General features: G+C 39.0%; 20 protein-coding genes. 14 read left to right on the forward strand and 6 right to left on the reverse strand.

Annotation, left to right across the window (positions count from 1 at the left end):
* Positions 1–36 precede the first annotated feature (36 nt).
* The 10 genes from ACY2A0_RS08560 (at position 37) to ACY2A0_RS08605 (ending at position 8,657) form a co-directional block, all read left to right on the forward strand.
* Positions 37–1,167 carry an aspartate aminotransferase family protein gene (locus ACY2A0_RS08560; protein WP_461789140.1) on the forward strand — a complete coding sequence of 377 codons (1,131 nt, stop codon included), beginning with the start codon at positions 37–39 and terminating at the stop codon, positions 1,165–1,167.
* A 201-nt stretch (positions 1,168–1,368) separates the two neighbouring features.
* The gene (locus ACY2A0_RS08565) at positions 1,369–2,346 is read left to right on the forward strand and encodes a Rossmann-fold NAD(P)-binding domain-containing protein (protein WP_461789141.1); all 978 of its coding nucleotides are present in this window, start codon (positions 1,369–1,371) and stop codon (positions 2,344–2,346) included.
* Positions 2,347–2,471: 125 nt separating this feature from the next.
* A complete protein-coding gene (locus tag ACY2A0_RS08570; RefSeq protein ID WP_461789142.1) occupies positions 2,472–2,741 on the forward strand; it encodes a GIY-YIG nuclease family protein in 270 nt (89 codons plus the stop codon).
* Positions 2,742–2,853: 112 nt separating this feature from the next.
* A complete protein-coding gene (locus tag ACY2A0_RS08575) occupies positions 2,854–3,198 on the forward strand; it encodes a VOC family protein (RefSeq protein WP_461789143.1) in 345 nt (114 codons plus the stop codon).
* 59 nt (positions 3,199–3,257) lie between these two features.
* A complete protein-coding gene (gene argB, locus ACY2A0_RS08580) occupies positions 3,258–4,082 on the forward strand; it encodes an acetylglutamate kinase (protein WP_461789144.1) in 825 nt (274 codons plus the stop codon).
* Positions 4,083–4,478: 396 nt separating this feature from the next.
* Positions 4,479–5,285, forward strand: coding sequence for a pyrroline-5-carboxylate reductase (proC, locus tag ACY2A0_RS08585; RefSeq protein ID WP_461789145.1), 807 nt, complete (start codon positions 4,479–4,481; stop codon positions 5,283–5,285).
* 35 nt (positions 5,286–5,320) lie between these two features.
* On the forward strand, positions 5,321–5,533 hold the full coding sequence (locus ACY2A0_RS08590; protein WP_461789146.1) for a four helix bundle protein: 213 nt from the start codon (positions 5,321–5,323) through the stop codon (positions 5,531–5,533).
* A 174-nt stretch (positions 5,534–5,707) separates the two neighbouring features.
* Complete coding sequence (locus ACY2A0_RS08595) at positions 5,708–6,772, forward strand: M20 family metallo-hydrolase (protein WP_461789147.1); 1,065 nt, start codon at positions 5,708–5,710, stop codon at positions 6,770–6,772.
* Between the two features lie 536 nt (positions 6,773–7,308).
* On the forward strand, positions 7,309–7,947 hold the full coding sequence (locus ACY2A0_RS08600; protein ID WP_461789148.1) for an NAD(P)-dependent oxidoreductase: 639 nt from the start codon (positions 7,309–7,311) through the stop codon (positions 7,945–7,947).
* Between the two features lie 128 nt (positions 7,948–8,075).
* A complete protein-coding gene (locus ACY2A0_RS08605; RefSeq protein WP_461789149.1) occupies positions 8,076–8,657 on the forward strand; it encodes a GNAT family N-acetyltransferase in 582 nt (193 codons plus the stop codon).
* Here the strand turns inward: ACY2A0_RS08605 and ACY2A0_RS08610 are convergent.
* Entirely contained in the window at positions 8,644–9,351 is a 708-nt protein-coding gene (locus ACY2A0_RS08610) for a hypothetical protein (RefSeq protein WP_461789150.1), read from the reverse strand. The two genes, ACY2A0_RS08605 and ACY2A0_RS08610, sit on opposite strands and share 14 nt — an antisense overlap.
* A gap of 72 nt (positions 9,352–9,423) precedes the next feature.
* A complete protein-coding gene (locus ACY2A0_RS08615; RefSeq protein ID WP_461791334.1) occupies positions 9,424–12,291 on the reverse strand; it encodes a S9 family peptidase in 2,868 nt (955 codons plus the stop codon).
* A 234-nt stretch (positions 12,292–12,525) separates the two neighbouring features.
* On the opposite strand from ACY2A0_RS08615, the gene argH reads away from it, so the two are divergent.
* Positions 12,526–13,857: an argininosuccinate lyase gene (argH, locus tag ACY2A0_RS08620; protein ID WP_461789152.1), complete on the forward strand. Its 1,332-nt coding sequence runs from the start codon at positions 12,526–12,528 to the stop codon at positions 13,855–13,857.
* 113 nt (positions 13,858–13,970) lie between these two features.
* On the forward strand, positions 13,971–15,155 hold the full coding sequence (locus ACY2A0_RS08625) for a glycosyltransferase family 87 protein (protein WP_461789153.1): 1,185 nt from the start codon (positions 13,971–13,973) through the stop codon (positions 15,153–15,155).
* On the opposite strand, the gene ACY2A0_RS08630 is transcribed toward ACY2A0_RS08625, so the two are convergent.
* Positions 15,147–16,058: a hypothetical protein gene (locus ACY2A0_RS08630; RefSeq protein ID WP_461789154.1), complete on the reverse strand. Its 912-nt coding sequence runs from the start codon at positions 16,056–16,058 to the stop codon at positions 15,147–15,149. The two genes, ACY2A0_RS08625 and ACY2A0_RS08630, sit on opposite strands and share 9 nt — an antisense overlap.
* Positions 16,059–16,211: 153 nt before the next feature.
* On the opposite strand from ACY2A0_RS08630, the gene ACY2A0_RS08635 reads away from it, so the two are divergent.
* Entirely contained in the window at positions 16,212–17,765 is a 1,554-nt protein-coding gene (locus tag ACY2A0_RS08635) for a glycoside hydrolase family 10 protein (protein WP_461789155.1), read from the forward strand.
* Positions 17,766–17,886: 121 nt separating this feature from the next.
* Here ACY2A0_RS08635 and ACY2A0_RS08640 read toward each other — a convergent pair whose 3' ends face one another.
* From ACY2A0_RS08640 to nagB, 3 genes are all read right to left on the reverse strand, one after another.
* Positions 17,887–20,748, reverse strand: a complete 2,862-nt coding sequence (locus ACY2A0_RS08640) for a M16 family metallopeptidase (RefSeq protein ID WP_461789156.1) — start codon at positions 20,746–20,748, stop codon at positions 17,887–17,889.
* Between the two features lie 140 nt (positions 20,749–20,888).
* On the reverse strand, positions 20,889–22,037 hold the full coding sequence (locus ACY2A0_RS08645; protein ID WP_461789157.1) for an acyltransferase family protein: 1,149 nt from the start codon (positions 22,035–22,037) through the stop codon (positions 20,889–20,891).
* Positions 22,038–22,196: 159 nt separating this feature from the next.
* Positions 22,197–24,116 carry a glucosamine-6-phosphate deaminase gene (nagB, locus tag ACY2A0_RS08650; protein ID WP_461789158.1) on the reverse strand — a complete coding sequence of 640 codons (1,920 nt, stop codon included), beginning with the start codon at positions 24,114–24,116 and terminating at the stop codon, positions 22,197–22,199.
* Positions 24,117–24,374: 258 nt separating this feature from the next.
* On the opposite strand from nagB, the gene ACY2A0_RS08655 reads away from it, so the two are divergent.
* Entirely contained in the window at positions 24,375–25,571 is a 1,197-nt protein-coding gene (locus ACY2A0_RS08655; protein WP_461789159.1) for an anhydro-N-acetylmuramic acid kinase, read from the forward strand.
* Positions 25,572–25,619 lie beyond the last annotated feature (48 nt).

The raw sequence follows: 25,619 nt of genomic DNA on the forward strand, positions 1-25,619 counted from the left end.
CGCATTGTAATGCGGCTCTACACAAACGATATAAAAATGAACTTATACGACGTATACCCATTAAACAATATAGAAATCACAAAAGCATCTGGAAGCAATGTTTGGGATGCTAACGGACAAAAATATTTAGACCTGTATGGCGGTCATGCGGTAATTAGCATTGGCCATACCAACCCACATTATGTGCAACGTTTAACTGAGCAGTTGAATAAAGTTGGATTTTATTCTAACTCTATAAAAATTCCTTTGCAAACACAGTTGGCGGAGAAATTAGGACAGGTTTCAGGAAAAACCGATTACCAGTTATTTTTATGTAACTCGGGAGCCGAAGCCAACGAAAATGCACTAAAACTGGCATCGTTTTACAATGGAAGAAAGAAAGTGATTGCTTTTAAAGGAGCTTTCCACGGCCGTACATCTCTAGCTGTTGCCGCTACTGATAATCCGAAGATCGTTGCACCAGTGAACGAAACCGAGAACATCATATTCTTGCCTTTCAACAATGAGCAAGCATTGGCTGAAGAATTTGCGAAACATGGAAATGAAATCGCTGCGGTAATCATCGAAGGCATCCAAGGTGTTGGCGGAATTAAGGAAGCCTCAAAAAGTTTCTTGCAAAAAATCCGTTCGATTTGCGATGAGTATAATGCGGTTTATATTGCTGATAGCGTACAATGTGGCTACGGCAGAACCGGCTTGTTCTATTCGCATGATTGGGCAGGTGTTGAAGCAGATATTTACACCATGGCAAAAGGAATGGGCAACGGGTTTCCAATTGCCGGAATTTCCATTGCTCCAAAATTTAAACCATGGCACGGGCAATTGGGCACCACTTTTGGTGGCAACCATTTAGCCTGTGCAGCGGCATTAGCAGTGCTAGAAGTAATCGAGAAAGATAACTTGATGAAAAATGCCGAAGAAGTGGGGACTTACTTAATTGAGCAATTACAGAAGTTTGAGCAAGTGAAAGAGGTGCGTGGTAGAGGTTTAATGATTGGTATTGAGTTACCTGAAGAATTAGCTCACGTTAAAAAGGATTTGTTGTTTAAACATTTCATCTTTACCGGAGAAGCTAAACCCAATGTAATTCGCTTATTGCCAGCCTTGAATTTAACAAAGGAACACGCTGATGAGTTTTTGGAGGCATTCGGTAAATTAGTAAAGTAAAACAAACCGACCCGTCATTGCGAGGCACGAAGCAATCTTAAAGCAGCATGCCTTACTAAAGTTGTAAGATTGCTTCGTGCCTCGCAATGACGACATTGATAAATTGATGAGGTTAAAGCAATGTTGATTGGCCTCTTGAATAAAATTAGACAGTAAACTAGGAAAGGCTTTTTGCTTTCCGCTTTTAACTTTTTGCTTAAGATGAAATTATTCTCTTCCGTAAATGATGTAACCGACATCAAACAATTAGTAGCAAGTGCTTTAGCACTCAAGGCAAATCCGTATGCGCATAGCGATTTAGGTAAAAATAAAACGCTAGGACTTGTATTTATGAACCCTAGCTTGCGCACCCGTTTAAGCACCCAAAAAGCAGCTCTTAATTTAGGGATGAATGTAATGGTGATGAACATGGATAAGGAAGGCTGGGCTTTAGAAACACAAGACGGCGTAATTATGAACGGCACTACGGTTGAGCACATACGTGAAGCGGCGGCAGTTATGGGCGAATATTGTGATATTTTGGGCTTACGTTCATTTCCGAAACTACAAAATAGAGAGGAAGATTATAACGAGGAGTTCTTCAATAAATTTGTGAAATTTTGTGGTGTACCGGTAGTTAGCTTAGAAAGTGCAACTCGACATCCTTTACAAAGTTTAGCAGATTTGATCACCATTCACGAAACTTGGGAACCTTACCGAGTGGAAGCAAAAGCCAAGCCTAAAGTGGTACTGGCTTGGGCTCCACACATTAAGCCTTTGCCACAGGCAGTGCCAAATTCTTTTGCAGAGTGGATGTGCAGAGCTCAAGCAGAAGGAATGGTGGATTTTACGATTGCTCAACCAGAAGGTTTTGAATTGGAAGAAAGCTTCACACCTGGTGCTAAGATCTCCTATAATTTAGATGAGGCAATAACTGATGCGGATTACGTTTACGTAAAAAATTGGAGCAGCTATAAAGATTATGGTCAATTGTTAGATTTTCCCGATGGATGGATGATGAACAACGAAAAATTGAAGCTAACCAGTAACGCAAAAGTGATGCATTGTTTGCCTGTTCGCCGTGATTTGGAATTAGCTTCTGAAATATTGGATGGGCCAAATTCCTTGGTTATTCACGAAGCGGGCAACAGATTATGGTCGGCACAAGCAGTGTTGAAAGCAATGCTGGAGGAGTTGTAAACTCTTTTCGTCATTGCGAGGAACGAAGCAATCTTACAACAGTGGGTGGATTAACTTTGCTGCCACATTGGGATTGATTTCTTCGCCACTCGTAGTAGCACTTGGCACTGAAAATACAAAAATGTATGATTGGAAAAGGTGGTTATGTTTATATTATGACAAACGAATTCAATAGCGTTTATTATACTGGTATTACTTCTGATTTAAGACACAGAGTTTGGCAACATAAAGATAACTTCTACCAAAATAGTTTTACATCAAAATACAAATGCTACAAACTTGTCTACTTCAAGTTCTTTCCAAGCATTGAAGAAGCCATTAATGAAGAAAAAAGAATTAAGGGAGGTAATAGACAACAAAAAATAAATATCATAACAAGTCTAAATCCTTCATGACTAGACTTGTTTGACGACTTGAACTAATAAGCGATAAACTAGTGAACGATTTAAGATTGCTTCTCCGAATTATCGGAGCAAGCAGTTCCTCGCAATGACGAAATATGATATTATGCAAAAACTAAAACACGAACAGATACAATACATCGAATTCCTATCGGCAGATATCAACCGAGCAAAGGATTTTTACACCAAATGTTTTGGTTGGAAGTTTACCGACTATGGGCAAGACTATACATCATTTGAAGGCGAGTACGTTGATGGCGGATTTACGACAGGTAAACCAGTTAGCGGAACTGTTTTGGTAATACTTTATTCATCAGACCTTGAAGCTACTTTGGAAAAAGTATTGGCTGCTGGCGGAAAAATTGTGAAAGATATATTTAGCTTTCCTGGCGGTAGACGTTTCCAATTTACCGACCCTGACGGCTATGAATTGGCAGTTTGGTCAGAATAGAATTTGGCAACATTATAACTTTAAAACGTTCCAACCTTTCAACAACCTAACAAAAATTTATGCAAAAACTAACCATCGTTAAAATTGGCGGAAACGTTATTGATAATTCCGAAAACCTACATCATTTTTTGGAGGATTTCACTCGCTTAGAAGGGCCTAAAATCCTTATTCATGGTGGAGGTAAGATTGCGACCGAAACCAGTGCTTCTTTAGGTATTGAAGCCAAGATGATAGATGGGCGTAGGATTACCGATATTGCCACTTTGCGTGTGGTAACTATGGTGTACGCCGGGCTAATCAATAAAAATATTGTGGCGCAGTTGCAAGCTAGGGGAGCTAATGCAATAGGCCTAACAGGTGCGGACGGAAATATCATTAAAGCCAAAAAGCGACCAATTATAAAAGTGGCTCCAAAAGAGGGAGAGTTAGAGGGAACGGAAATTGACTATGGTTTTGTGGGCGATTTGGATGAAAGTTCGGTTTCTGTATCATCGTTAACAAACCTGCTGCAAGCCGGATTTGTACCTGTATTTTGTGCCATTACCCACGATGGAGAAACGCAATTGTTGAACACCAATGCGGATACTATTGCATCAGCGGTGGCGGTGGCCATGTCGAGCGTTTATGAAACACATTTGGTATATTGCTTTGAGAAAAAAGGTGTGCTGAAAGATGTAAACGATGAAACAACGGTGGTAAGAGAAATCCGTTCAACTGATTTTGAACATTTAAAAGCTGATGGAACCGTGGCTGGAGGAATGATTCCCAAATTGCACAATGCTTTTGAAGCCATCAATAAAGGCGTGGTCTCGGTTTATATTGGCAAAGCCGATGAGTTGACTGAGATCGAAAAAGGGAGTTTTGGCACTAAGCTGTTGAAGTAGGTAGACTAGTTCGTCATTGCGAGGCACGAAGCAATCTTAAGGCGAATGATTGGATAGCTTACCCATCGTTGTAGGATTGCTTCGTGCCTCGCAATGACGGGATTAAGTTGAGTTTGGAGGTAAATAGCAAAGGCTGTTAGTTCTAAACCTGATAGTAGCGAAAATACTTTTTTTAGCAAAAGCTTTCGTTATCTGTCATGCTGAGCTTGTCGAAGCATTGTGAGCGATGAAATGTGCTTCGACAAGCTCAGCATGACAAGAAGTTAAAAAAGATTGTAGCGAATAGCGGGACGAACGATAAAAAGAACTACTGCCACTGCTTTTCAAATACTTCGCCTTCGCTCAGTATGACATTATAAATATTAATCCGTGTAATTATAAAATCGGTGTAATCAAATGAATAAAAAAATAACCATTATCGGTAGCGGAAACATCGGACTTTCACTAGCGAAAGGACTAGTGAACAAAACTTATTGCAAAGCCGAAAACATCACTTTAACGCGTAGGAATGTTAAACTGATGACCGAAGAAATTGCTGCTGGCTTTAACGTAAGCGACAATAACCTCACCGCGATTGAAGGTGCTGACATCATTGTTTTGGCAGTACTTCCGCAACAATTAAAAAAAGTGTTAACACAGTTGGCTCCGGCCGTAAATCCAGAAAAGCAGTTATTTGTATCTGTGATTTCGGGCGTTAGCTGTGCCGATGTACGCAAGGAGTTGGGCGATAATGTGCAGGTGATTAGAGCAATGCCAAATACAGCAATTTCAATAGGGCAGAGCATGACTTGCGTAGCTACAGATAATGCTTCGGAAGAGAATTTGAATGAAGTGGTGACTCTTTTTGAAACCGTTGGTGCTGTGGTAACCATTCAGGAAGATTTGATGACTTCAGCTACGGCTTTGTGTGCTTGTGGCATCGCGTTCTTTTTGCGCAGCATTAGAGCAGCTTCTCAAGGTGGTGTAGAGATTGGTTTCCATGCCCACGATGCTTTGAAAATGGCAGTGCAAACCGCAAAAGGAGCTGCTGATTTGCTTCTGCTCAATGCAACACACCCCGAAACTGAAATAGATAAGGTAACTTCGCCGAAAGGTTGTACCATTGCTGGGTTAAATGAAATGGAACATAATGGTTTCAGTTCGTCACTAATTAAAGGAATTAAGCTGTCGGCTAAAAAAGCTGGTGGACTTTATAATGAATAAAAGGATGTACGACGGGCGATTTTAGATTTACGATTATGAATAGTGAGACGTTAAAACAGCGAACAAAAGCATATTCTATTTCAATCGCTAAGCTAATTTCAAATTTGCCATATAACGTTATAAATAAAAATTATTCAAATCAATTAGTAAGATGTTCTAGTTCAGTTGGAGCAAACTATAGGGCTGCATGTAGAGCAAAATCAACTGCAGATTTCATAAATAAATTAAAGATAGTCGAAGAGGAGTAGATGAAACGAAGTTCTTTCTGGAGTTGTTGGAACGATTCAATCCTAATGAGAGAGAATTTATTCGAAGTAACTGGGATGAGGGAAATGAATTGTTATCGATAATAGTGGCATCAATAGTTACTATTCGCAGGAACGAACAAAATCGTAAATCGTAATTCTAATATCGTAAATAGAATGATTGAAAAACTAATTAAAGAAAGTACGGAATTGTTGCGGGATTTAATCCGCATTCAGTCTTTTAGTAAGGAAGAAGATAGAACCGCCAACTTAATTGCACAGTTTTTAGGTGAGCATGGAATCCAGACACACAGAAAACTTAATAATGTGTGGGCTTATAACAAGCATTTCGACGCTGCTAAACCTACAATTTTGCTCAATTCGCATCACGATACGGTAAAACCAAATTCGGGCTATACCCGAGACCCTTATGATGCTGCTATTGAAGATGGTAAATTGTTTGGTTTGGGCAGTAATGATGCTGGTGGTTGTTTGGTGTCGCTAATTGCTACTTTTCTATACTTCTACGAGCAGGAAGGTTTGAAATATAACTTCTGTTTGGCGGCAACAGCCGAAGAAGAAATCTCTGGAAATAACGGCTTGGAATTGGTAATCCCAGATTTGGGAGAGTTGGAATTTGCCATTGTTGGCGAGCCTACTGAAATGCATTTGGCCATTGCTGAAAAAGGATTGCTGGTAATTGATTGCACCGCACATGGAAAAGCGGGTCACGCAGCAAGGGAAGAGGGCGAAAATGCCATTTACAAAGCACTGCCTGATATCGAATGGTTCCGTACTTATCAATTTCCAAAAGTATCGGAGGTTTTTGGTCCGGTTAAAATGACGGTGACTATCATTAACGCTGGTTCGCAGCACAATGTAGTACCTGCCAATTGTACTTTCACGGTTGATGTTCGCGTAACTGATGCTTACACGAATGAAGAAGTGGTAGAAATTATTAAGCAGCATGTCAGTTGCGAAGTGAAACCTCGATCTGTACGATTGAAACCATCATCCATAGATAAAAACCATCCAATTGTGGTATCGGGTATAGCCTTAGGGAAAAACACTTATGGCTCACCAACTACGTCGGATCAGGCTTTATTGTCAATTCCATCTTTAAAATGCGGTCCAGGCTTTTCTGGTCGCTCGCACATGGCAGATGAATTTTTATACGTCGATGAAATAAGACAGGGCATTGAAGGCTATATCGCCATGTTAAAGCCAGTGGTGGGATTGTAGATTTTAGATTGACGAATTACAATTTGACTTAACACCTAAGCGTCATTGCGAGGAGGAACGACGAAGCAATCTTAAGGCGTTATATTTTTTTTCCGTTACGATACCCATCGAATGTGGTATGACGCACTAATTAACGGTACAAATAACTAAAGTGACAAACCAAAACCTGTCCCCAACCCTTCAAAACCGAAAAGTAATCTTACCTCTTTATGCCTAAGCGTCATTGCGAGGAGGAACGACGAAGCAATCTAAAGCGTTAGATTTTTTTGAGTTACGATAGCCAATCGGGTTGTGTATGCTGCACCAATGAATTACCGACATCATTAAAATCATGTTTGAAGAGTAATGCACATGTTAGCATCTTCATCAACATATCAAAAATTTAGACAACAAAATCATTTGAATTCAAATTTTGTTGTCTAAATTCGAGTATTAAAATCTCTTAATAAATATAACCAAGCAAGCTACAACGCTTATTTATCGAACATATAGATGTTCGAAGGTTCATTTTATTATCTAAATATTTATAAGAGATCATGACTAATCATCATCATATTGCCTTAATTGGCGGCACAGGAAAATCAGGAAAATATCTAACTAAAAAATTATTAAAGGAAGGTTTTAGTATAAAAATGCTATTGCGAAATCCTGATCGATTAGAGCTTCATCATCCAGCTATTGACAAAATAAAAGGTGACGCCAGAAATCCTGAAGATATAGAACGTTTACTACAAGGTTGCACGGCGGTACTGAGTACTCTCGGACAGCCCAAAGGCGAATCACCAATTTTTAGTACAGCTACTAAGAATGTCTTACATGCCATGAACAAACTGCAAATAACAAGATATATCGTAACAACAGGTTTGAGTGTTGACGTGCCAAATGATTATAAAAGCGAAAAGGTTCAACAAGCTAGCGATTGGATGCGTGTTAACTACGCTCCAACCACTAACGATAAGCAATTGGAATATGAAGTTTTGGCGCAATGTAGTGTAGATTGGACTTTAGTAAGACTGCCTTTAATTGAACAAACTGAGATAACCAAAGGAATTAAGGTAGATCTTGGTAATTGCCCTGGTGATCAAGTTAGTGCTGCGGATTTGGCTAACTTTATTGTTGAGCAATTGCAAAGTGAAGCATACATTCGGAAAGCACCATTTATTGCAAGCATATAAGTAGAAATGGCGGTTAATTGCCGCCATTTTACCATTTTCGTAAATATGATTAAGTTAGCGGGAAAGACTACATTTAATACAAGAAACTACTTTAAAAGAAATTAAACCCAACACCACGACAACTCCAAATGGACAATTTATCCCCAACCCTTCAAAACCAAAAAGTAATCTTACGTCCTTTGCAGCAAAGCGATGAAGATTTGCTTTGGCCGATTGCTCAGGAAAAGGCACTTTGGATTTATGGCCTTAAAGATTTAAGCATCCGAGAAAATCTACATCAGTATATCCAGTCTGCATTGGCTGATGGCGCTGCTGGAATTTGTGCAGTTTGGATAATTATAGATGCTGAATCTGGAAAAGTGGCAGGTTGTACTCGCTTAGCCGAGATTAGCTGGAAAGATGAACGCGGACAAATTGGCTGGACTTGGATCGGAAAGGAATTTCAAGGCACTGGTTTGAACAAAGCAATGAAATACGAAATCCTAAAATATGGTTTTGAAACTTTAGGTTTAAATCGAATTGAGCTCAAAGCCGATGAACGTAATGTACGATCTCGCAGAGCGATATTAAAGTTAGGCGCAACAGAGGAGGGAACGTTGAGGCAGCACATGAAAATAGCTGACGGCTTCATTCGCAATACGGTTTTTTACAGCATTTTAAAAAGCGAGTGGCCAGTAATAAAAGAGAGAATTAAAATTAGTTTTGATTAATAATAGACTTGTCGAGCTTAAAATGAAAAGTATTGGAATAGCAAGTTTGATCAAAATTCATTAGTTTCAGTCGGCACAAAGGAGCGAAGTTGCCCTCATATTCGATTAGTTTTGCAACAAGAATCTGCTTAGGCCCAACAACTATATTTTTAGCGAAAGTAAGGCATGTATCATAAGCAAATGCAGCTTTTTCAACGTCCTTCCATTTTCCTGATTTATCTTGATATTGCATTACTATACTTCTCAAATAGTTGAAATGTCCCAAAAATAAAGTAGAGTCGCTTCGATTTTGCAGAATAATGGCATAAGCTGGCTCTTTTATAATGGAGTCCACTCGTTTAGCAAAAGTATCATCGCCTGTACGATAGCTTTCGAAAATCGTAAGGTTATTTAGTTTGATAGAAGTATCTACAGTGAGCGTTACTTCGTCAAGACTCCTTAATACAAAATCTTGAAAATTTTTATTTTCTCCATGGCTAGGAAGCTTTTCTCCCAAGTGAATAGTGTCTTGTAACGGACCAGTATAATAAACCGGATAGTATCTTATTTGAGTATCCTTTTTCCTAGGTTTTAGCGTAGTGTCTAGCGATACAGAATCAATAAATACCGTTTCATGGAAGTGCTGTACGTTAAATGGCTTTCTACAAGATATGCAGCCAACTATGGCAATTAGGGATATCAGAAATCTGTTCATAAAGCTTAGATGACCTGTAGAAGCTATTTCCATACCAAATAAAAAAAGCGGTGAAACTTCACCGCCCTTTCGTTAGTTTTCAGTTTCTTCAAAAGCCCTAGTTTCTAGGTGTTTCTCCATATCTAAACGGTTAACTCCTTTGCTCCACCACTCAGGAGCTGGTTTGCCTTTCAACATGTAATCGAAATACTCCATCATACGTACTGCATAATCTTTACGATTTGGCAATTTAGCGATACCGTGATTTTCACCTTTGTAGGTAATCATTACCACAGGTTTGTTCAATCTTCTTAAACCATTATAGTACTCGATACCTTGAGTGAAATCAACAGCACCATCTTTATCGTTATGAAGTAATAATAAAGGCGTTTGCACCTTTTTGATGTGATAAATAGGAGAGTTGCGGGCAAAAGCATCCCAGTTATCCCAGTAACCTGGCGTTAAACGGCCTTGGCTAGCTTCAAAAATGGCTTGGTTGGTACCGCCGCTGTTCCAGTAGATTAAGCTGTACATGCTAATCATGTTGGTTAACGGCGCACCAGCAGCAGCAGCTTTAAAAATGTTAGTTTGCGTAATCAAGAACGAAGTTTGGTAACCTCCCCACGAGTGCCCATGAATAGCCACATTTTTCTCGTCAACAATGCCAGTAGCAATAGCAGCTTTAACTGCAGGCACTACGCAGGCTACTGCCGACATGCCAGGATCGTTCAATTTGTATTTGATATCTGGCATAAGTACTGCGTATCCGTTGCTTAGGTACATTGCAGCATTAAAACCTCCGCCCGGGAAACTTGGCATGCTGTAGTTATTTAAGCCGTCTGTTAAACGTTCGTAGATATAAGTAATGGTTGGGTAAGATTTCCCTTTTTCGTAGTTTGCTGGCAGATATAAGGCTGCTTGTAAAGTATCTCCATGTGCGCTAACGTAATCAATCAGCTTAACGCCGGTAGTCCACGCATATTTAGCTTGGTCAGGGGTGTTGGTGTTTACCGCTTTTGCATTGCTTAAATCAGCCGATGCGCTGCTGTAAATAATTGGTGATTGGGCATAGTTGCTCTTACTGAAAGCAAAAACCTTGGCATTTTCAGCTTTAGTAAGCTGGTTGTAAGCGTTGGCATCGGTAAATAAAACCTGTATTTTCGATTTTCCTGCCGGAAGCAAGCCAAGTCCCATGTCTTTGGTTTTGGTATTGAAAACAGTGAAGTATTGATCTTTGCTTAAATCAGTCCCTTTTTCCTCCGTGTAAATTCTATTTCTACCGTATACCTGCATTTTTTTGCTTTTCCAATTATCGCTTAATGCGGTAACCGATTTGCCATCGGCAGAAATTTTCCAAAGATCGTAGTTGTCCATGACCAACGCATATTTCGAATCAGCCGACCAGCCGTAATTTGAGGTAGCAGGTTTATTCACGTTGTGATCATCCAACTGATCAACAAATGAAGCGTTAATTTTTCCGGTTAAATTTGCTTTCTGGCCATTCTCAAAATTAATGCTATAAAACACGCCATCTACATAATAACTCGCTATTTTGCCATTTGGAGCCACGTTTAAACGGCCACCATTAGTAGCATACATTTTTTCGAACAATAGTTTCTTACTTCCAGATTTAAGATCAATTAGATAGATGTCGGTATAACTTTGTCCATCCAAATTGCCCATCAGTTCATACTTGCTGTTGTCGTAACCAATGGCGTAAAGTTGTTTTGGCGCAACCATTACAGAACGCATTATGCTATCCGCTAATTGAGTGAATTTTTTGTCCGCAACGCGATAAGAACTTACATAACTAAAGTTTTTATCTCTCATTTCTTGAGTTTGTTGTGCAGATTGCAAGCGCCTATCTTGCCAGTTCCAAATGATCATGTCTGGCTTTTCAATATCGTCTTTTTTAGCTTCTGCTACTGGCGCTGGTTTTGTTTTAGCTTTTGCAGTACTATCTAATTTTACATCAGGTTTTGCTTTAGCGGCAGTATCAGCTTTTTTATCTTCCTTGGCAAGCAAGGTATTGATGCCAAAAAATAAAGTGCTTTGGTCTTCCGACCAATAAGGCGTTGCGTTAGTGTTAATACCCATTCCTTTAGGGAAATTAGTATCATCAACGCCGTTATAAATTACTTTTGCGGTTAAGTCGCCATTAATTTTATTGATGCCGATAACGCTCCAAACATCATCCTTATATTTTTCATTTTTGTTAGATTTTAACAATGCAAAAGCAGTTCCCTCGTCATTCCAGTTAATGCTTTTGTAAGTTGCTTTGTCATTATCCAATGCCGTAGTGGTTCCGGTCTTCATGTCTCTCAAAAAAACGCCGTTACCATTTTGCCCGTTCGCATCTACAGTGTAAGCCAGTTTATCACCCGCTTTGTTAAATGCGTATTCGCTAACATTACCTAAGTTGAAGCTCTTTTTACTCGCTAAATGATAAAGGAGCATGTCAGTCCCTTTGGCCGCATCTTTATCTTTTGGTGCACTCTCCAAAGCAGCAAATTGAATAGCAATCCAGTCGGAAGCCTCGCCAGCGAAAGCAAAGGATCTTACCCTTTCAAAACTTGTTTGTTTATCATCTGCTAAATTTACAATAGTTAACTTATCGTAAAGCGGCTTCATCGTTTTTTTTGCGGCCTTTACTTCAGCATCTTTTGCGGACACTTTAAAAGCAGCATATTTCGAGTTTTTGGAGAAGGTAGCCATGGTTGGAGTGGCACCAATAGCATAGCTTCTGCTTAAAGTGTCAAAAGTTTTTTTGATGATGAGTTTCAAATCTCCCTCTGTTGGTCCGGTAGCCCAAGCGGTCCATTGGCCATCAGCAGAAAGTGCGCTGCCTCGGTTATAGTTCCATTTAGAAACGTCTTTCCAAGTTAAGGCAGGTTTAACTTGTGCAATGGCTTGAGTGGCCAATCCGCCAAGTAAGAATAGCGCTAAAGTTATTTTCTTCATAATTTGTAATTAGTGGTTACACAAATGTAGAGTAATAATTGGAAAATCGCTATTTGTAAATGCAACAATGTTTCAATTTTAATATCTCTATTGTGCTCCTTATTCTTGAGGTAATTATTGTATTTTTGCAGGAATTTAAAACAGCGGCTTTGTCATTCTAAGCATAGCGATAAATCTAATAAATAGAACTCTGCTAGGCTGGAATGAAAATGCGTGTAAAACAGGACGTAAGCGATGAAAATTTGGCAAAAGAATATTGATGTAAACCAATTTGTAGAAAATTTCACTGTAGGGAAAGACAGGGAATTGGATTTGCAAATGGCGAAATTTGATGTGTTGGGATCTTTAGCACACACGGAAATGCTACAAACCATCAATTTGCTTACTGCTGATGAGCTTACGGAAGTGCAAGCTGCTTTGAAGGAGATTTACAAGGAGATAGAAGCAGGTAGTTTCGTAATCGAAGATACCGTAGAAGATGTACACTCCCAGGTAGAGTGGTTGTTAACCCAACGCATAGGAGAAGCTGGAAAGAAGATTCATAGCGGGCGCTCACGCAACGATCAGGTTTTGGTGGATTTAAAACTGTATTTCCGTAGTTGCATTGAGGAAATGGTGGGTAATACCGAAGCGTTGTTTAACCAGTTGATCAACTTAAGTGAAACACATAAAGATAAGTTGCTGCCGGGCTATACGCACTTACAGATTGCCATGCCATCATCTTTCGGTTTGTGGTTTGGTGCTTACGCTGAAAGTTTGGCTGATGATATGGAGTTAATGCTTGCCGCTTGGAAAATCACTAACAAAAATCCTCTAGGTTCTGCTGCGGGCTATGGTTCTTCATTTCCTTTAAATAGAACTTTAACTACCCAGCTTTTAGGTTTTGAAAGCTTAAATCACAACGTAGTTTATGCCCAAATGGGTCGTGGCAAAACTGAGCGAATTTTAGCACAGGCCATGTCGTCAGTGGCGGCAACGTTGGCCAAAATGGCAATGGATGTTTGTTTGTTCATTAATCAAAACTTTGGTTTTATCAGTTTCCCATCCGAGTTGACCACCGGTAGCAGTATCATGCCACACAAGAAAAACCCAGATGTTTTCGAGCTGATCCGTTCTCGTTGTAATAAAATTCAGGCTTTGCCTAATGAAATTGCCATGATGACCACCAATTTGCCTTCGGGATATCATCGCGATTTACAGTTGCTGAAAGAGAATTTGTTCCCTGCATTTATCTCGTTGAATGAATGTTTGGAAATCGCCACATTTATGCTCCAGCACATCAGCATTAAAGACGATATTTTGAAAGATAAAAAGTACGATTACCTATTTAGCGTGGAGGTAGTTAACGAACTAGCGTTAAATGGTATGCCTTTTAGAGATGCCTATAAATTAGTTGGTCAGCAAATTGAAACGGGTACTTTTAAACCAATGTACGAAGTAAAACACAGTCACGAAGGCAGCATAGGCAATTTGATGAATGATGAAATAGCTGCGGGAATGAACCATACTTTAAGTCAGTTTGGCTTCGAACAAGTTAATCAAGCCATTCAAAATCTATTAAGATAACCGTATTAAGTTGAAATTCTAGTCTGCCTTGGATAATTTATTTTTTAATGACACAGTTTGCTTTGAATGTAACAGAAATGTTATAGTTTTGTGCTGCTAATTTTAACACACAAATGCTAGCTAACCAAACTGTTGTGAAAACGGGAAGTAAAAAGTATGCTCAATGGGCATTAGGCCTATGGCTTTCTATTTCCATTTATTGCTTTATCCAATCTATATTGAGGCATAGGCTCAACAACTATCTAATTTTTGAAAATACATTTTTCAATTTAATTGGAGAGAAGTCATTGTATAATGCCTATCCCACCGTTCACGATGATGCCAATCACTACGGACCAATATTTGGATTGTTTATTGCGCCATTTGCGATGTTACCTAGGTGGTTAGGTTTCATGTTATGGAATATCTTCAACTGTTTGATGCTTTTTTGGTCTATAAAGTCCATTAAACTTCCTAATAAGAACCTCATTTATTTTATTGCGCTACCATGCTTGGCATCTTCTATGTTGAGCCAACAGTTTAATCCGGCTACGGCAGCATTTATTATTTTAACATATACGCTGAGGGATAAACACAACGGCTTTTGGTCCGCTTTTCTAATTGCGTTGGGTACGATGATTAAGCTCTACGGTATTGTGGGTTTAGCTTTTTTCTTCTTTATCAAAGATAAAAAGTCATTCATCACCTATCTAATCATGTGGTTTTTGATTTTGTTCTTTTTACCGATGCTAGTTTCATCGCCCACTTACATTGTACAATCTTATAAAGAGTGGTCAATATCTTTGGCAGCCAAAAATGCGACTAACATCGGCTCGTTAACTAATGATATTTCTATCATGGGCTTTGTGCGGAATATGGTCAGTAGACCAATGTCCAATACGCCATTTTTGATTGTAGGCTGTTTGATGTTTGCACTGAGCTACCTCAACTTTTCAAAGTATAAAGATGAGCGATTTCAGCTGTTAATTTTGGCTTCTGTGTTGATTTTTCCGGTGTTGTTTAGTTCAGGGTCGGAAGATTGCACCTACATTGTAGCCATTGCAGGTGTTGGCATTTGGTATTTATTGAGCGATAAAGGTGTTTGGCGGACAATTTTATTGGCGGCAGTGATATTGGTGTCCTTTGATTTTCCTTTAATGGTATTTCCAGATTACACAACGCTACATCCGTTTGCTATTAAGATGATTAGCGTACCGTATTTTTTGGTGTGGTTAAAAATATTAGCTGCCACGTTCAAATTACGCAGTGCTCCAGAAGTGCAGTTAGCAGCTGATCAGCAAAAAACAGTTTTACTTTAATTCAATTTCGGCCCTGCCCATTTGAAAACCATCTGCATACAAAAAGATGGCATAAACACCTTTTATGAAAGTTTTAGGATTAATCCAATCGATTTTGTACCTAGTTTCATCGTTATTGTAGGAAATCTCTATAGCGTCACTGTATTGCATTTGTTGGCCATCAGCTTCAAACATGTTATTCTCGTTGGCAATTAAGTTCCCTGCTGGATCAATTACCCTCAAATAGATTTTATGGTAGGTTTTCTCAGCAAGTTCATTGGGAGCTATCGCAAAATCAATAGTTAATTTGTTAGTAGAATTTGCTTTGGTAACCACCGAAGTTTTGCCATTATCTTTCACCTTATAAGCAACAATGCTAATATTGGATGCCTTTAGAGAAGAACCAGCTTTAATTTTCTTGTTAAGATTTCGATTTTCGCGACGTAGATTTTCTGCCTGCTCGTTATAGTTGCTCAAGCTAGATTTTAAGCTGTCTCTTTCTGTTTTCAAATAGGAGTTTTCTTGCTCTAAAATGGCAATTTGATTGTTATAGCTTTTAACAAAGTCACGAAGCGTATTGATCTGTTTGTGAGCTTCGTCCAACTCTTTCTGCGTAAGCTCGCCTTTTTTTAACGCTAGCTTGAGTTCAGCAATTTTATTTCTTGCAAGTTTCTGCTCTTCAATTAGGCGATCGTTCAGCGTCACATTAAGCAGGTTAACCCTGTCTAATTCTACCTCAATTTTCTCAACCTCAAGTTTTAAGCGGTCTTTTTCCGTACTAATGGTTACAAACCTGTTGCTTTGCTGCTGATCTTTAAAATATAAATAACCATTTATGCCCAGCAATGCTGCAATAACAATGATTAAGAAGTAAACTTTATTCCGATCTACCTTGTTATCCACGGCGTTTTCTTGTGTTTGCATCTTGTGTTTTAATCTCCAAAAAGTAAAGTTGCAGCGTTAATGTAAATGCTAACTTAGCAAAAAATCTAAAAATGTATAAAAATAATGTCACTTTTGTATGCAAAGACGAAAACGTACGTTAACCTTTATAGCTTATCACCAAATTGTTTGTACATGCCCAAAATCTCGCTTAAGCAACTTTTTTTAATATCATTCCTACTTTTAATAGTTGTAATATCAGTTAACGCTCAAAGCGAAATAAAAATTGCGCCGAAGCGTGAGTTTAGAGGAGTATGGATAGCGACGGTTACTAATATCGACTGGCCGTCCAGACCTGGGCTAAGTGTTGACCAGCAGAAGCAAGAGCTAATTGGTATTTTGGAACAACATAAGAAACAGGGTTTAAACGCAATTTTGTTACAAATTAGACCTACGGCAGATGCAGTTTACGCTAAATCACGAGAGTTGTGGAGCCACTGGTTAATGGGTAAGCAGGGCTTGGCACCAGCCGAAGGTTATGATCCATTAGCTTTTGCCATTAAAGAAGCCCACAGTAGGGGCATGGAATTACATGCTTGGTTTAACCCTTATCGAGCTACGATGTCAGCTAGATCGGTTACTAACCCAGAGCATATCACTAACAAACAGCCAGAGTTATTTTATACCTACGGTGGACAAAAACTTTTTGATCCAGGGTTGCCTGAAAATAGAGAATATATCACTCAAGTAATATTGGATGTAGTGAAAGGCTACGATATTGATGGGGTGCATTTCGATGATTATTTTTACCCGTATCGTATTGCTGGGCAAGTAATTAACGATAGCGCTACTTTTGCCAAATACCCTAATGGATTTACGAAAATAGACGATTGGAGAAGAAACAATGTAGACCTGCTAGTTAAAATGGTTAACGACAGCGTACATCACTATAAAAAATATGTGAAGTTTGGGGTAAGTCCGTTTGCTATTTGGCGTAATTTTAGGGAAGATACTTTAGGTTCAAAAACCAATGGATTATCCAATTATGGAGAACTATATGCAGATTCAAGGAAATGGATAAAGGAAGGTTGGGTAGATTACATCAATCCTCAGATTTATTTTTCGTTTTCGAGAGCGGCGGCGCCATTCAAAGTTTTACTGGATTGGTGGGGCAACAATACTTTTGGCAGGCATCTGTATATTGGGCAGGCGGCTTATCTAGTGCACAATGGAACCACAAAAAGAGAAGCTGCCTGGGCAAAACCCAATGAGCTACCTAATCAGATTAGGGCCATTAGGGCAAATAACAGAGTGCAAGGAAGCGTGTATTTTAGTTCTAAATCACTATCTACGGTAGCCAGGGGATTTGCTGATTCTTTAAGAAATGATTTCTATAAATATCCTGCATTACCTCCTCAAATGCCTTGGCTTGATGATGTGGCTCCTAACGAACCTCAACATTTAACAGCCGATGCAACTGCGGATGGGGTACAATTAAAATGGATTAAACCTTTGAGAGCTAAGGATGGTGAAACGGCATCGGGATATGTAGTGTACAGATTTAATGAGGGGGAGAAGATAAATACGCTGGATGCACGCAATATCGTCAAAATTAGTTTTGAAGACTATACGTTTTTTCTAGATACGACCGTAGAAAAAGGTAAGCGTTACAGCTATTTGGTTACCGCATTGGACAGACTCAAAAACGAGAGTGACCCCAGTGGGCCTATTGGTGTAGAGGCTAAGTAATTGAAATTATCTTAATCCGAAAAATCACCCAGAGTTGATAGATCTGCAAGAATCTTGCGATACAAAAAAGGGGCTATCTCTTTCGAAACAGCCCCTTCTTGAAGTTTATTGTTGCAGCAACCTACTTTTCAGGTTCCAATACTAAGCGGATATAATTATCGCCACTTAAATATTTTAGGGCAGCCGCTTTGGTAGCTTCAACGGTTACGCCGTTAATACGTTTGCTGTTATCTAGTACCTGCTCAATATTATCGCCATATTTTAAACGATTTGACAAGTAATTTAACCAATAGCCATTGTCACGTAAACTCAATTCCTCTTGCCTTAATTCCTCAGATTTAAACTTCTGCAAGTCTTCAGTAGTTACACCGTTTTGTCTAAAGGCACTTACTTCTTCTAGCGCCGCATTAACCAGTTTCTCTACATTTGCTTTAGCGCAATTGAATGAGATGGTAAAGTAATAATGTGCCGTAGGATATTTTTCTAAACTTAATGAAACTCTAGGACTATAAACGCCACTTTCTTTTTCGCGTAAGCGCTCAGTAATTTTGATATCCAATGAAGCTTTCAATGCATCAAGCATTACGTTGTTATCTGCATTAAAAGTGTAGTCGTCGTGAAAAATTAATTGAACAGTAGCTTTGTCTTCTAAACCTTTTTTAACGGTTTTACTTACTTTGCCTTTTGGCGGATTTATACCGTTATCTACAAAATTCTCATTCTTGTTTAAAGATGGTAGGCTAGCCAGATAAGTGGTGATCAATGGTTTGATTTTCTCCACGTCAAAATTACCAACGAAAACAAAAGTTTGTCCGCCATTATCAGCAAATCGATCTTTGTAAAAGGCAAAAGCCTTATCTAAGCTAATTTTATCAAGATCAGCCAACGTAGTAGGCATGCCACGTTTGTTGTAATTAGCCATTACTGCTTGTACGGTGTCCGCGTAAACACTGCTAGGGTTACTGCTTTTATTAGCCGTAATTACCTTCATATCGCTTACATTTTTGTTAAAGATGTCCGCATCCTTGCGTGGGTTGGTTGCATAAGCGTAAATCAATTGAAAAGCAGTTTCCAAATCTTTCGGAGATGATGATCCAGAAAAACCTTGGTACAAATCAGCGATGTACGCACCTGCGCCAACTGATTTTCCAGCCAGATATTTGCTGAGTTGGGTAGGGTTAAAATCACCTACGCCACTTTGGGCGATTAAATTAGCATTATCTGCAGAAACAAAATCATCATTACTAGCTAATGACGACCCGCCTTTACCAAACGAGGTGAAGATTACTTGGTCGTTTTTAAAATCGGTAGGTTTCAATACTACTTTAACGCCGTTACTCAAAGTAAGCATTGTTACACCAACTTTCTCATTTTTAGTTTGATTTACAATAGTTCCTGCTTTTGGCATTTGAGCGATAAGCGGTTTGTTTACCGCATTATCTACGTAAGGTGTAACGCCATTGCCAGCATTTTTTAATGTAGCAATTAGGGCAGCCTCGCTAGGTAGGTTAGCTTTTTCTTTTTCAGGGGCCTGTACAACAATGATCTGGTTGTTCTTTGTAACCATCGCCTTGGCTGCAGCATTTACGTCAGCTAGGGTAACAGTTTGAAGCAACTTTTTGGTAAGTGCGTAAGTAAATTCCTCCGAAGGAATGGCAGATCCGATTAAGAAGTTGTTCAAATACTGTTGTACATAAGCACTCGATTTAGTTTTGTCTTTTTCCTTGAACTGCTTTTCGTTGCTGGCTTCTATTTTCTTCTTCACCGTTTCAAACTCACCTGCCGTAAAGCCAAATTTTGCCATACGCTCATTTTCCGCTAAAGCAGCAGTTAAGGCTTTTTCCAATTCGGCACCGGTTTTAGCAACTGCAACGGTTTGTAATGCATTTAAATCCCAAATCATGCCGCCTTGGTAAGGACCGTAAGCACTTTGAGCAAATAAGAATGGTGCATTTCCCTTTTGCATAATTTCATTAATGCGAGAGCCCAACATGCTGTTAACCATATTTTGCATTAGTTGCAATTTATAATCAGCTTCTGTTTTTAAAGGTCCCTGCTTTTGTTTATAAATTACTTGAGCAACATTGTAAGGCTGCTCGGCATCAGTCGCTATTTTAACTAAAGGTTGCGCATTGTCAGGGATATTATAATAAGTGCGAGCTTTTTCGTTGGCTGGATTTTTTAAACCAGAGAAATTCTCGATAATCAATTTTTCTACTTCGTTCACGTCAAAATCACCCACTGCTATTACAGTTTGCAAGTTAGGACGGTACCAATCTTTGTAGAAGTTTCGGATTTTATCGTGGGTAAATTTCTGAAGTAAATCTACGTCACCAATAGGAATGCGTTTTGCGTATCTCGAATCACCTAATAAGAAAGGCAACAATTGTTTGCTCATTCTTTGCTGCGCATTTTTACCACGCTGACGGTCTTCTTCTATAATTACGCCACGTTCATTATCAATCTCCTTACCATCCATGGATACTTTTCCGGCCCAATTGGCTAAAATTTTGAAGCCAGTTTTAAAAACGGCTGCGCTATCAGTTGGAATTGGTAATTGATAAACGGTTTGGTTGAATCCGGTATAGGCGTTTAAGTCGGCACCAAAACGTACCCCTGCTTTTTGCAGGTAATTGATGATTTCGTTTTTAGGAAAATCAGTGGTTCCGTTAAAGGCCATATGCTCGGTAAAGTGCGCCAAGCCTAATTGATCTTCGTTTTCCATTAAAGAGCCAATTTTATTACCTAAATACAATTCGGCTCTGTTCTTTGGCTCGGCATTTTTGCGGATGTAATACACTAAGCCATTTGGAAGTTTTCCGATTTTTACATCAGGGTCAACCGGTAAAACAGCACTGGCAACCGGTTTGGTAGCCGCTTTTACAACTGTGGCTTTTGTTGCTGGTTTTTTTTGGGCAATTGCTGGATGTACTAATGCCAAAGAAAGCACACCAACGGCAACTAAATGCAGATTTTTCTTCATTTTATAAATTTAGTTAAGCGGGTAAATGTTAATTATATGTTAGATGAAATCAATCACCAAAAGTTACAATCAGATAGTTGGCTTTAGAAGCGAATTTAAGCATCGTGTCTTTGGGGCTTTGCCCGTTGCGCCTATCAATCTTAAACCTTAATAATAATATTCTTTTTATACATTGCCCATAAAATTACGTACCAACACATTACAAATGCAATGGCGTAAGCTAATGAACTATTTAAAGGGTTTGAAAATGCTGGAGCGAACCACGCTTTATAGGTATAGCTCAATGCGCCAACTTTTTCACCTTCAAAATCAACCTTAAACATGTTGATTAACCTAGGCATTAAGCCCGATAAAAAGAAAACGGTAATGGCATTTACGCCATATACTACAAAAGGCTTAGTAAAACGATTGTACTGATTTACATCGATTAGCCAATAACTAAGCGATAAAATAATAGTGGCCAAGCCGCCAGTGTAGAGCACATATGAGCTGGTCCATAAAGCTTTATTGATGGGAAATTGCAATCCCCATAATAAACCACCAATTACCGCCAAAGTACCTACTGAAAATAACCAAGCAATTTTGGTTGCTGGTTCGATATTTTTCTTCTTTAAATAAACACCTACTAAAACACCAAATAGACATGTACAGATAGCGGGCAGGGTACTTAAAATCCCCTCAGGATCCCAAGTTTTAGCGGATTTCCACAAGTGGGCTTCCGTCAAAATAGTTCGGTCAAGCCATGCACCTAAGTTGGTTTCTTTTTCCAAATTTGCCGGGCCAAAATCGGGTACGGGCACAAAATTCATTAATGCCCAATAACCAAAAAGTAATACCACCATAGTTTGGAAAATCCTCTTATCGCTCAGCTTTAAAAATAATACCGACGAAATGAAGAAGACAACCGCAATGCGTTGTAAAACGCCAGGAATACGAACGGTACTTAAGGCTTCCAAGAAATTGAAATCGCTAAAGTTACGCGGGAAAAATGCCAAGATAAAACCTAATAAAAACAAGGTGACAGATCGCTTTAGTGCTTTAAAGATGGTTTTTGAATGCGTAGTGTGGTCTTCTCGTTTACTGCCCATAGCATAAGCAATAGACACGCCAACGATGAAAAGAAAAAATGGAAATACTAAATCTGTAGGTGTGCAGCCATGCCATTCGGCATGTTCCAAGGGAGGATAGATATGCGCCCAACTACCGGGGTTGTTTACCAAAATCATGGCAGCGACAGTTAATCCTCTAAAAAAATCGAGTGATAAGAGGCGTTGTGGTTTAGTTTCCATACTGTTTTAAATAAAAATATCTTCTATCATTTAGTTTGTTAGCCTAAAGATAGAAGATATTTGTTGTTACTCACCTAATTCGTCATCCCGAATTTATTTCGGAGTGGTAATGCAGTGAAATTATGTTCGCTTTACTAAGGCAATGATAATGGTCCGATATTAATAATGGTATCTCACAAAAGCTTCCATTGCTTCGTAATCGGCTAATCCCAAATCATCGTAAATTTTTGCTGTTTCGCGGTTTCTGTCTTCCGCTCTTTGCCAAAATTCACGGGGATCATCCCCAGGGAAAACCGGAATATCTTTTTGAGATTGGTGTTTGAAAATGGCTAATTTTTTGCGCTCTACTTCGTTAGGGCTTAAAGGTACAGCCATTTCAATTTCATGCGGTTCAAACTCATGCCAAGCACCACGGTACATCCACAACCAACAATCATTTACCCAATCTTCGGTAGCTCTTAAGCGTCTTAACGCCTCAACAATGATATTGAAACATACAATGTGTGTGCCATGTGGATCTTCAAAATCGCCAGCGGCAAAAACTTGTTGCGGCTTTACTTTTTGCAGTAATTCCATGGTTAGTTCCACATCTACATCAGAAACTGGATTTTTCTTTACTTTACCAGTTTCATAAAAAGGTAAGGCCATAAAATGGATGTTTTCATCAGGAAGTCCCGAAAAACGAGCGCCTGCGATAGCTTCACCTTTTCTGATTAAACCTTTTACCAGTTTAATTTCTTCTGTATCAATTTGATTAGGACGTTTATTGGCCATAAACTCACGCATATCATCGTAAGTTTTTCTCATTTGAGTTTGATCAATTCCCATTTTTTCAGAGAAATCTATGTTAAACTCAACGAAACGTAATACATCATCATCCCATACTGCGGTATTTCCCGATGTTTGATATGCTACGTGAACTTCGTGACCTTGATCAGCTAAACGGATAAAGGTTCCGCCCATGGAAATCACATCATCATCAGGATGTGGTGAGAATACGATAGCTCTTTTTTTAGCAGGATTCGCTCGCTCTGGACGCTGGCTATCGTCGGCATTAGGTTTTCCACCTGGCCAACCAGTAATGGTATGCTGTAATTTGTTGAAGATGTCAATGTTGATATCATAAACTGGGCCTTGCTCCGTTGCTAACTGAGCCATACCGTTGTTGTTATAGTCGTCTTCCGTTAATTTAAGGATAGGTTTCTTTAAATGCCTAGCTAACCAAATTACTGCTTTTCTGGTCAATTCTGGCGTCCAATCGCAATCTCTAGCTAACCAAGGAGTGTTAAATCTCGTTAGATCAACAGCCGCGTCTTCATCTAAAATAAACTCTACATTATCAGATAGTTGCAAATAAGTTGCCGGAACTTCGCTTGAAATTTCTCCTTCCACCGCTTTCTTGATAATTGATGCTTTCTTCCTGTTCCAAGCCATTAAGATAATTTCTTTGGCTTTGAAGATAGTACCAATACCCATGGTGATGGCTTTGGTTGGTACGTTAGATTTACCACCGAAGTCACGGGCAGCATCGCGGCGTGTCAAGTCATCTAAAGTTACTAATCGTGTGCCTGAGTTTGGTGCAGATCCGGGCTCGTTGAAACCGATGTGACCAGTACGACCAATACCTAAAATTTGAATATCCAGTCCGCCAAGTCTTTCTATTTTCTTTTCATAATCTAAACAGAAAGCTGGAATTTCTTCAAGTTTTAAGGTGCCGTCAGGAATGTGTACGTTGTTTTTGTCGATATCGATATGATTGAAAAGATTTTCATTCATAAAGGTCACGTAACTTTGTACGGAATTAGGTTGCATTGGATAATACTCATCCAAATTGAAGGTAATTACATTTTTAAAACTTAAGCCTTCTTCTTTGTGCAGCCTTACCAATTCGGCGTAAACCGCAACTGGTGTAGCACCTGTGGCTAAACCTAATACTGCATTTTCACCTTTTTGTTGTTTGTCTTTGATAAGTGACGCAATACGGTTTGCAACACTTAATGATGCTTCTTTCGGATTTTTAAAAATACTTACAGGAAGCTTTTCGAACCTCGTTTCTTCTAAGAGATTTAATCTTGCCATTAATCTTGGTTTTTATTGAACGGAGCAGTAAATATAGAACAGTTAACTATAAAAAAAAATAGCGCTAACTACGGTAAAATGACAAGTTTAGGTGAAATGTGCCTTTAAACCCCATTTAAAGCGTTTGCACTTTTTAAAAAAATTAAAAAACTTTTTTAATATGTATTCCCGGTGTAGAGCGTTAAGTGATAAACTAAGCTTCACTCGTCAACTTAAATATAATTTTAGTTTATTTGGCGGAGTTATAATTTTTAAGAGATGAACCAAATCGCAAACCTTTACCAGAAATCCATTAAGGAAGAAAAATTGATCATTGGCTTAATGTCGGGGACATCCATGGATGGACTTGATATTGCATTATGTGCTTTTAAAGGATACGGCGATAAGGCGCAGATTAAACTGCTGCGATTTAAAACCGCAGATTACACGGATACTTTTAGAAAGCAGGTAAAATCGATTTTCTCCAAAAGAGAAGTGGATTTAGAAATGGTTTGCTTAATGAACGAGCAGGTGGCAATAACCCATGCTAAGCTTATAAATGAAGCAATTGCCGAATGGGGCTATACCAACAACGATATTGATTTTATTGCCAGTCACGGGCAAACGATTTATCACGCCCCTAAGTCACTGCACTGTAGAGATGAATTTCCTAATGCAACTTTACAAATTGGCGATGGCGATCATATTGCTGTTCACACTGGAATTATCACTTTGAGTGATTTCCGGCAGAAGCATATTGCCGCTGGCGGTGAAGGTGCACCTTTGGCAGTATATGGTGATTATCTGATTTTCTCTGAAAGGGGAGAAGATAGAATTATGCTCAATATAGGTGGTATTGCCAATTATACCTACCTGCCGGGGAGCTTAAATGCTTCAAAAGTTTTCTCTACCGATGTGGGACCAGGCAATACCTTGATGGATCAATATGTACAGCGATATTTTGAGGGCTTATATTATGATAAAGATGCAGCCATTGCACAGAGTGGTGAAGTTAACGAAGTACTGTTAAACAAGCTACTAGAAGATAGTTTTTTCGCCGCTGCATTTCCAAAAACTACTGGGCCTGAGCTTTTCAGCATGAAGTATCTTCAAGAGGCACAATTTTCGACTAAGACAGAAAGTTTATCAAGAGAAGATGTAATGGCAACGTTGTGTCGTTTTTCCGCCGAAGGAATAATCAATGCTATTAAAAGAGTGCTTGGTGAGATGTCAAACCCAGTGGTTTATTTAAGTGGTGGAGGCATGCACAATCCATTATTGCTAAAATTTTTGAAAGCAGCATTGCCGCAAATTTCGTTTAAAAGTACATCCGAACTTTCAATTAATCCGGATGCAAAAGAAGCGGTTTTATTTGCCTTACTAGCGAATGAAACCATTGGCGGTGAGCCGGTTAATTTTGGCGATAGGGCCGGAGTGCCTTCTGTTTGTATGGGAAAGATTAGTTTGCCTTTGTAGATGTTAATTTGTTTATAATTTTTCTCCTTGCCAATTTGAAATAAATAT

It is taken from the genome of Pedobacter sp., from assembly GCF_965249885.1.
GTDB lineage: Bacteria > Bacteroidota > Bacteroidia > Sphingobacteriales > Sphingobacteriaceae > Pedobacter.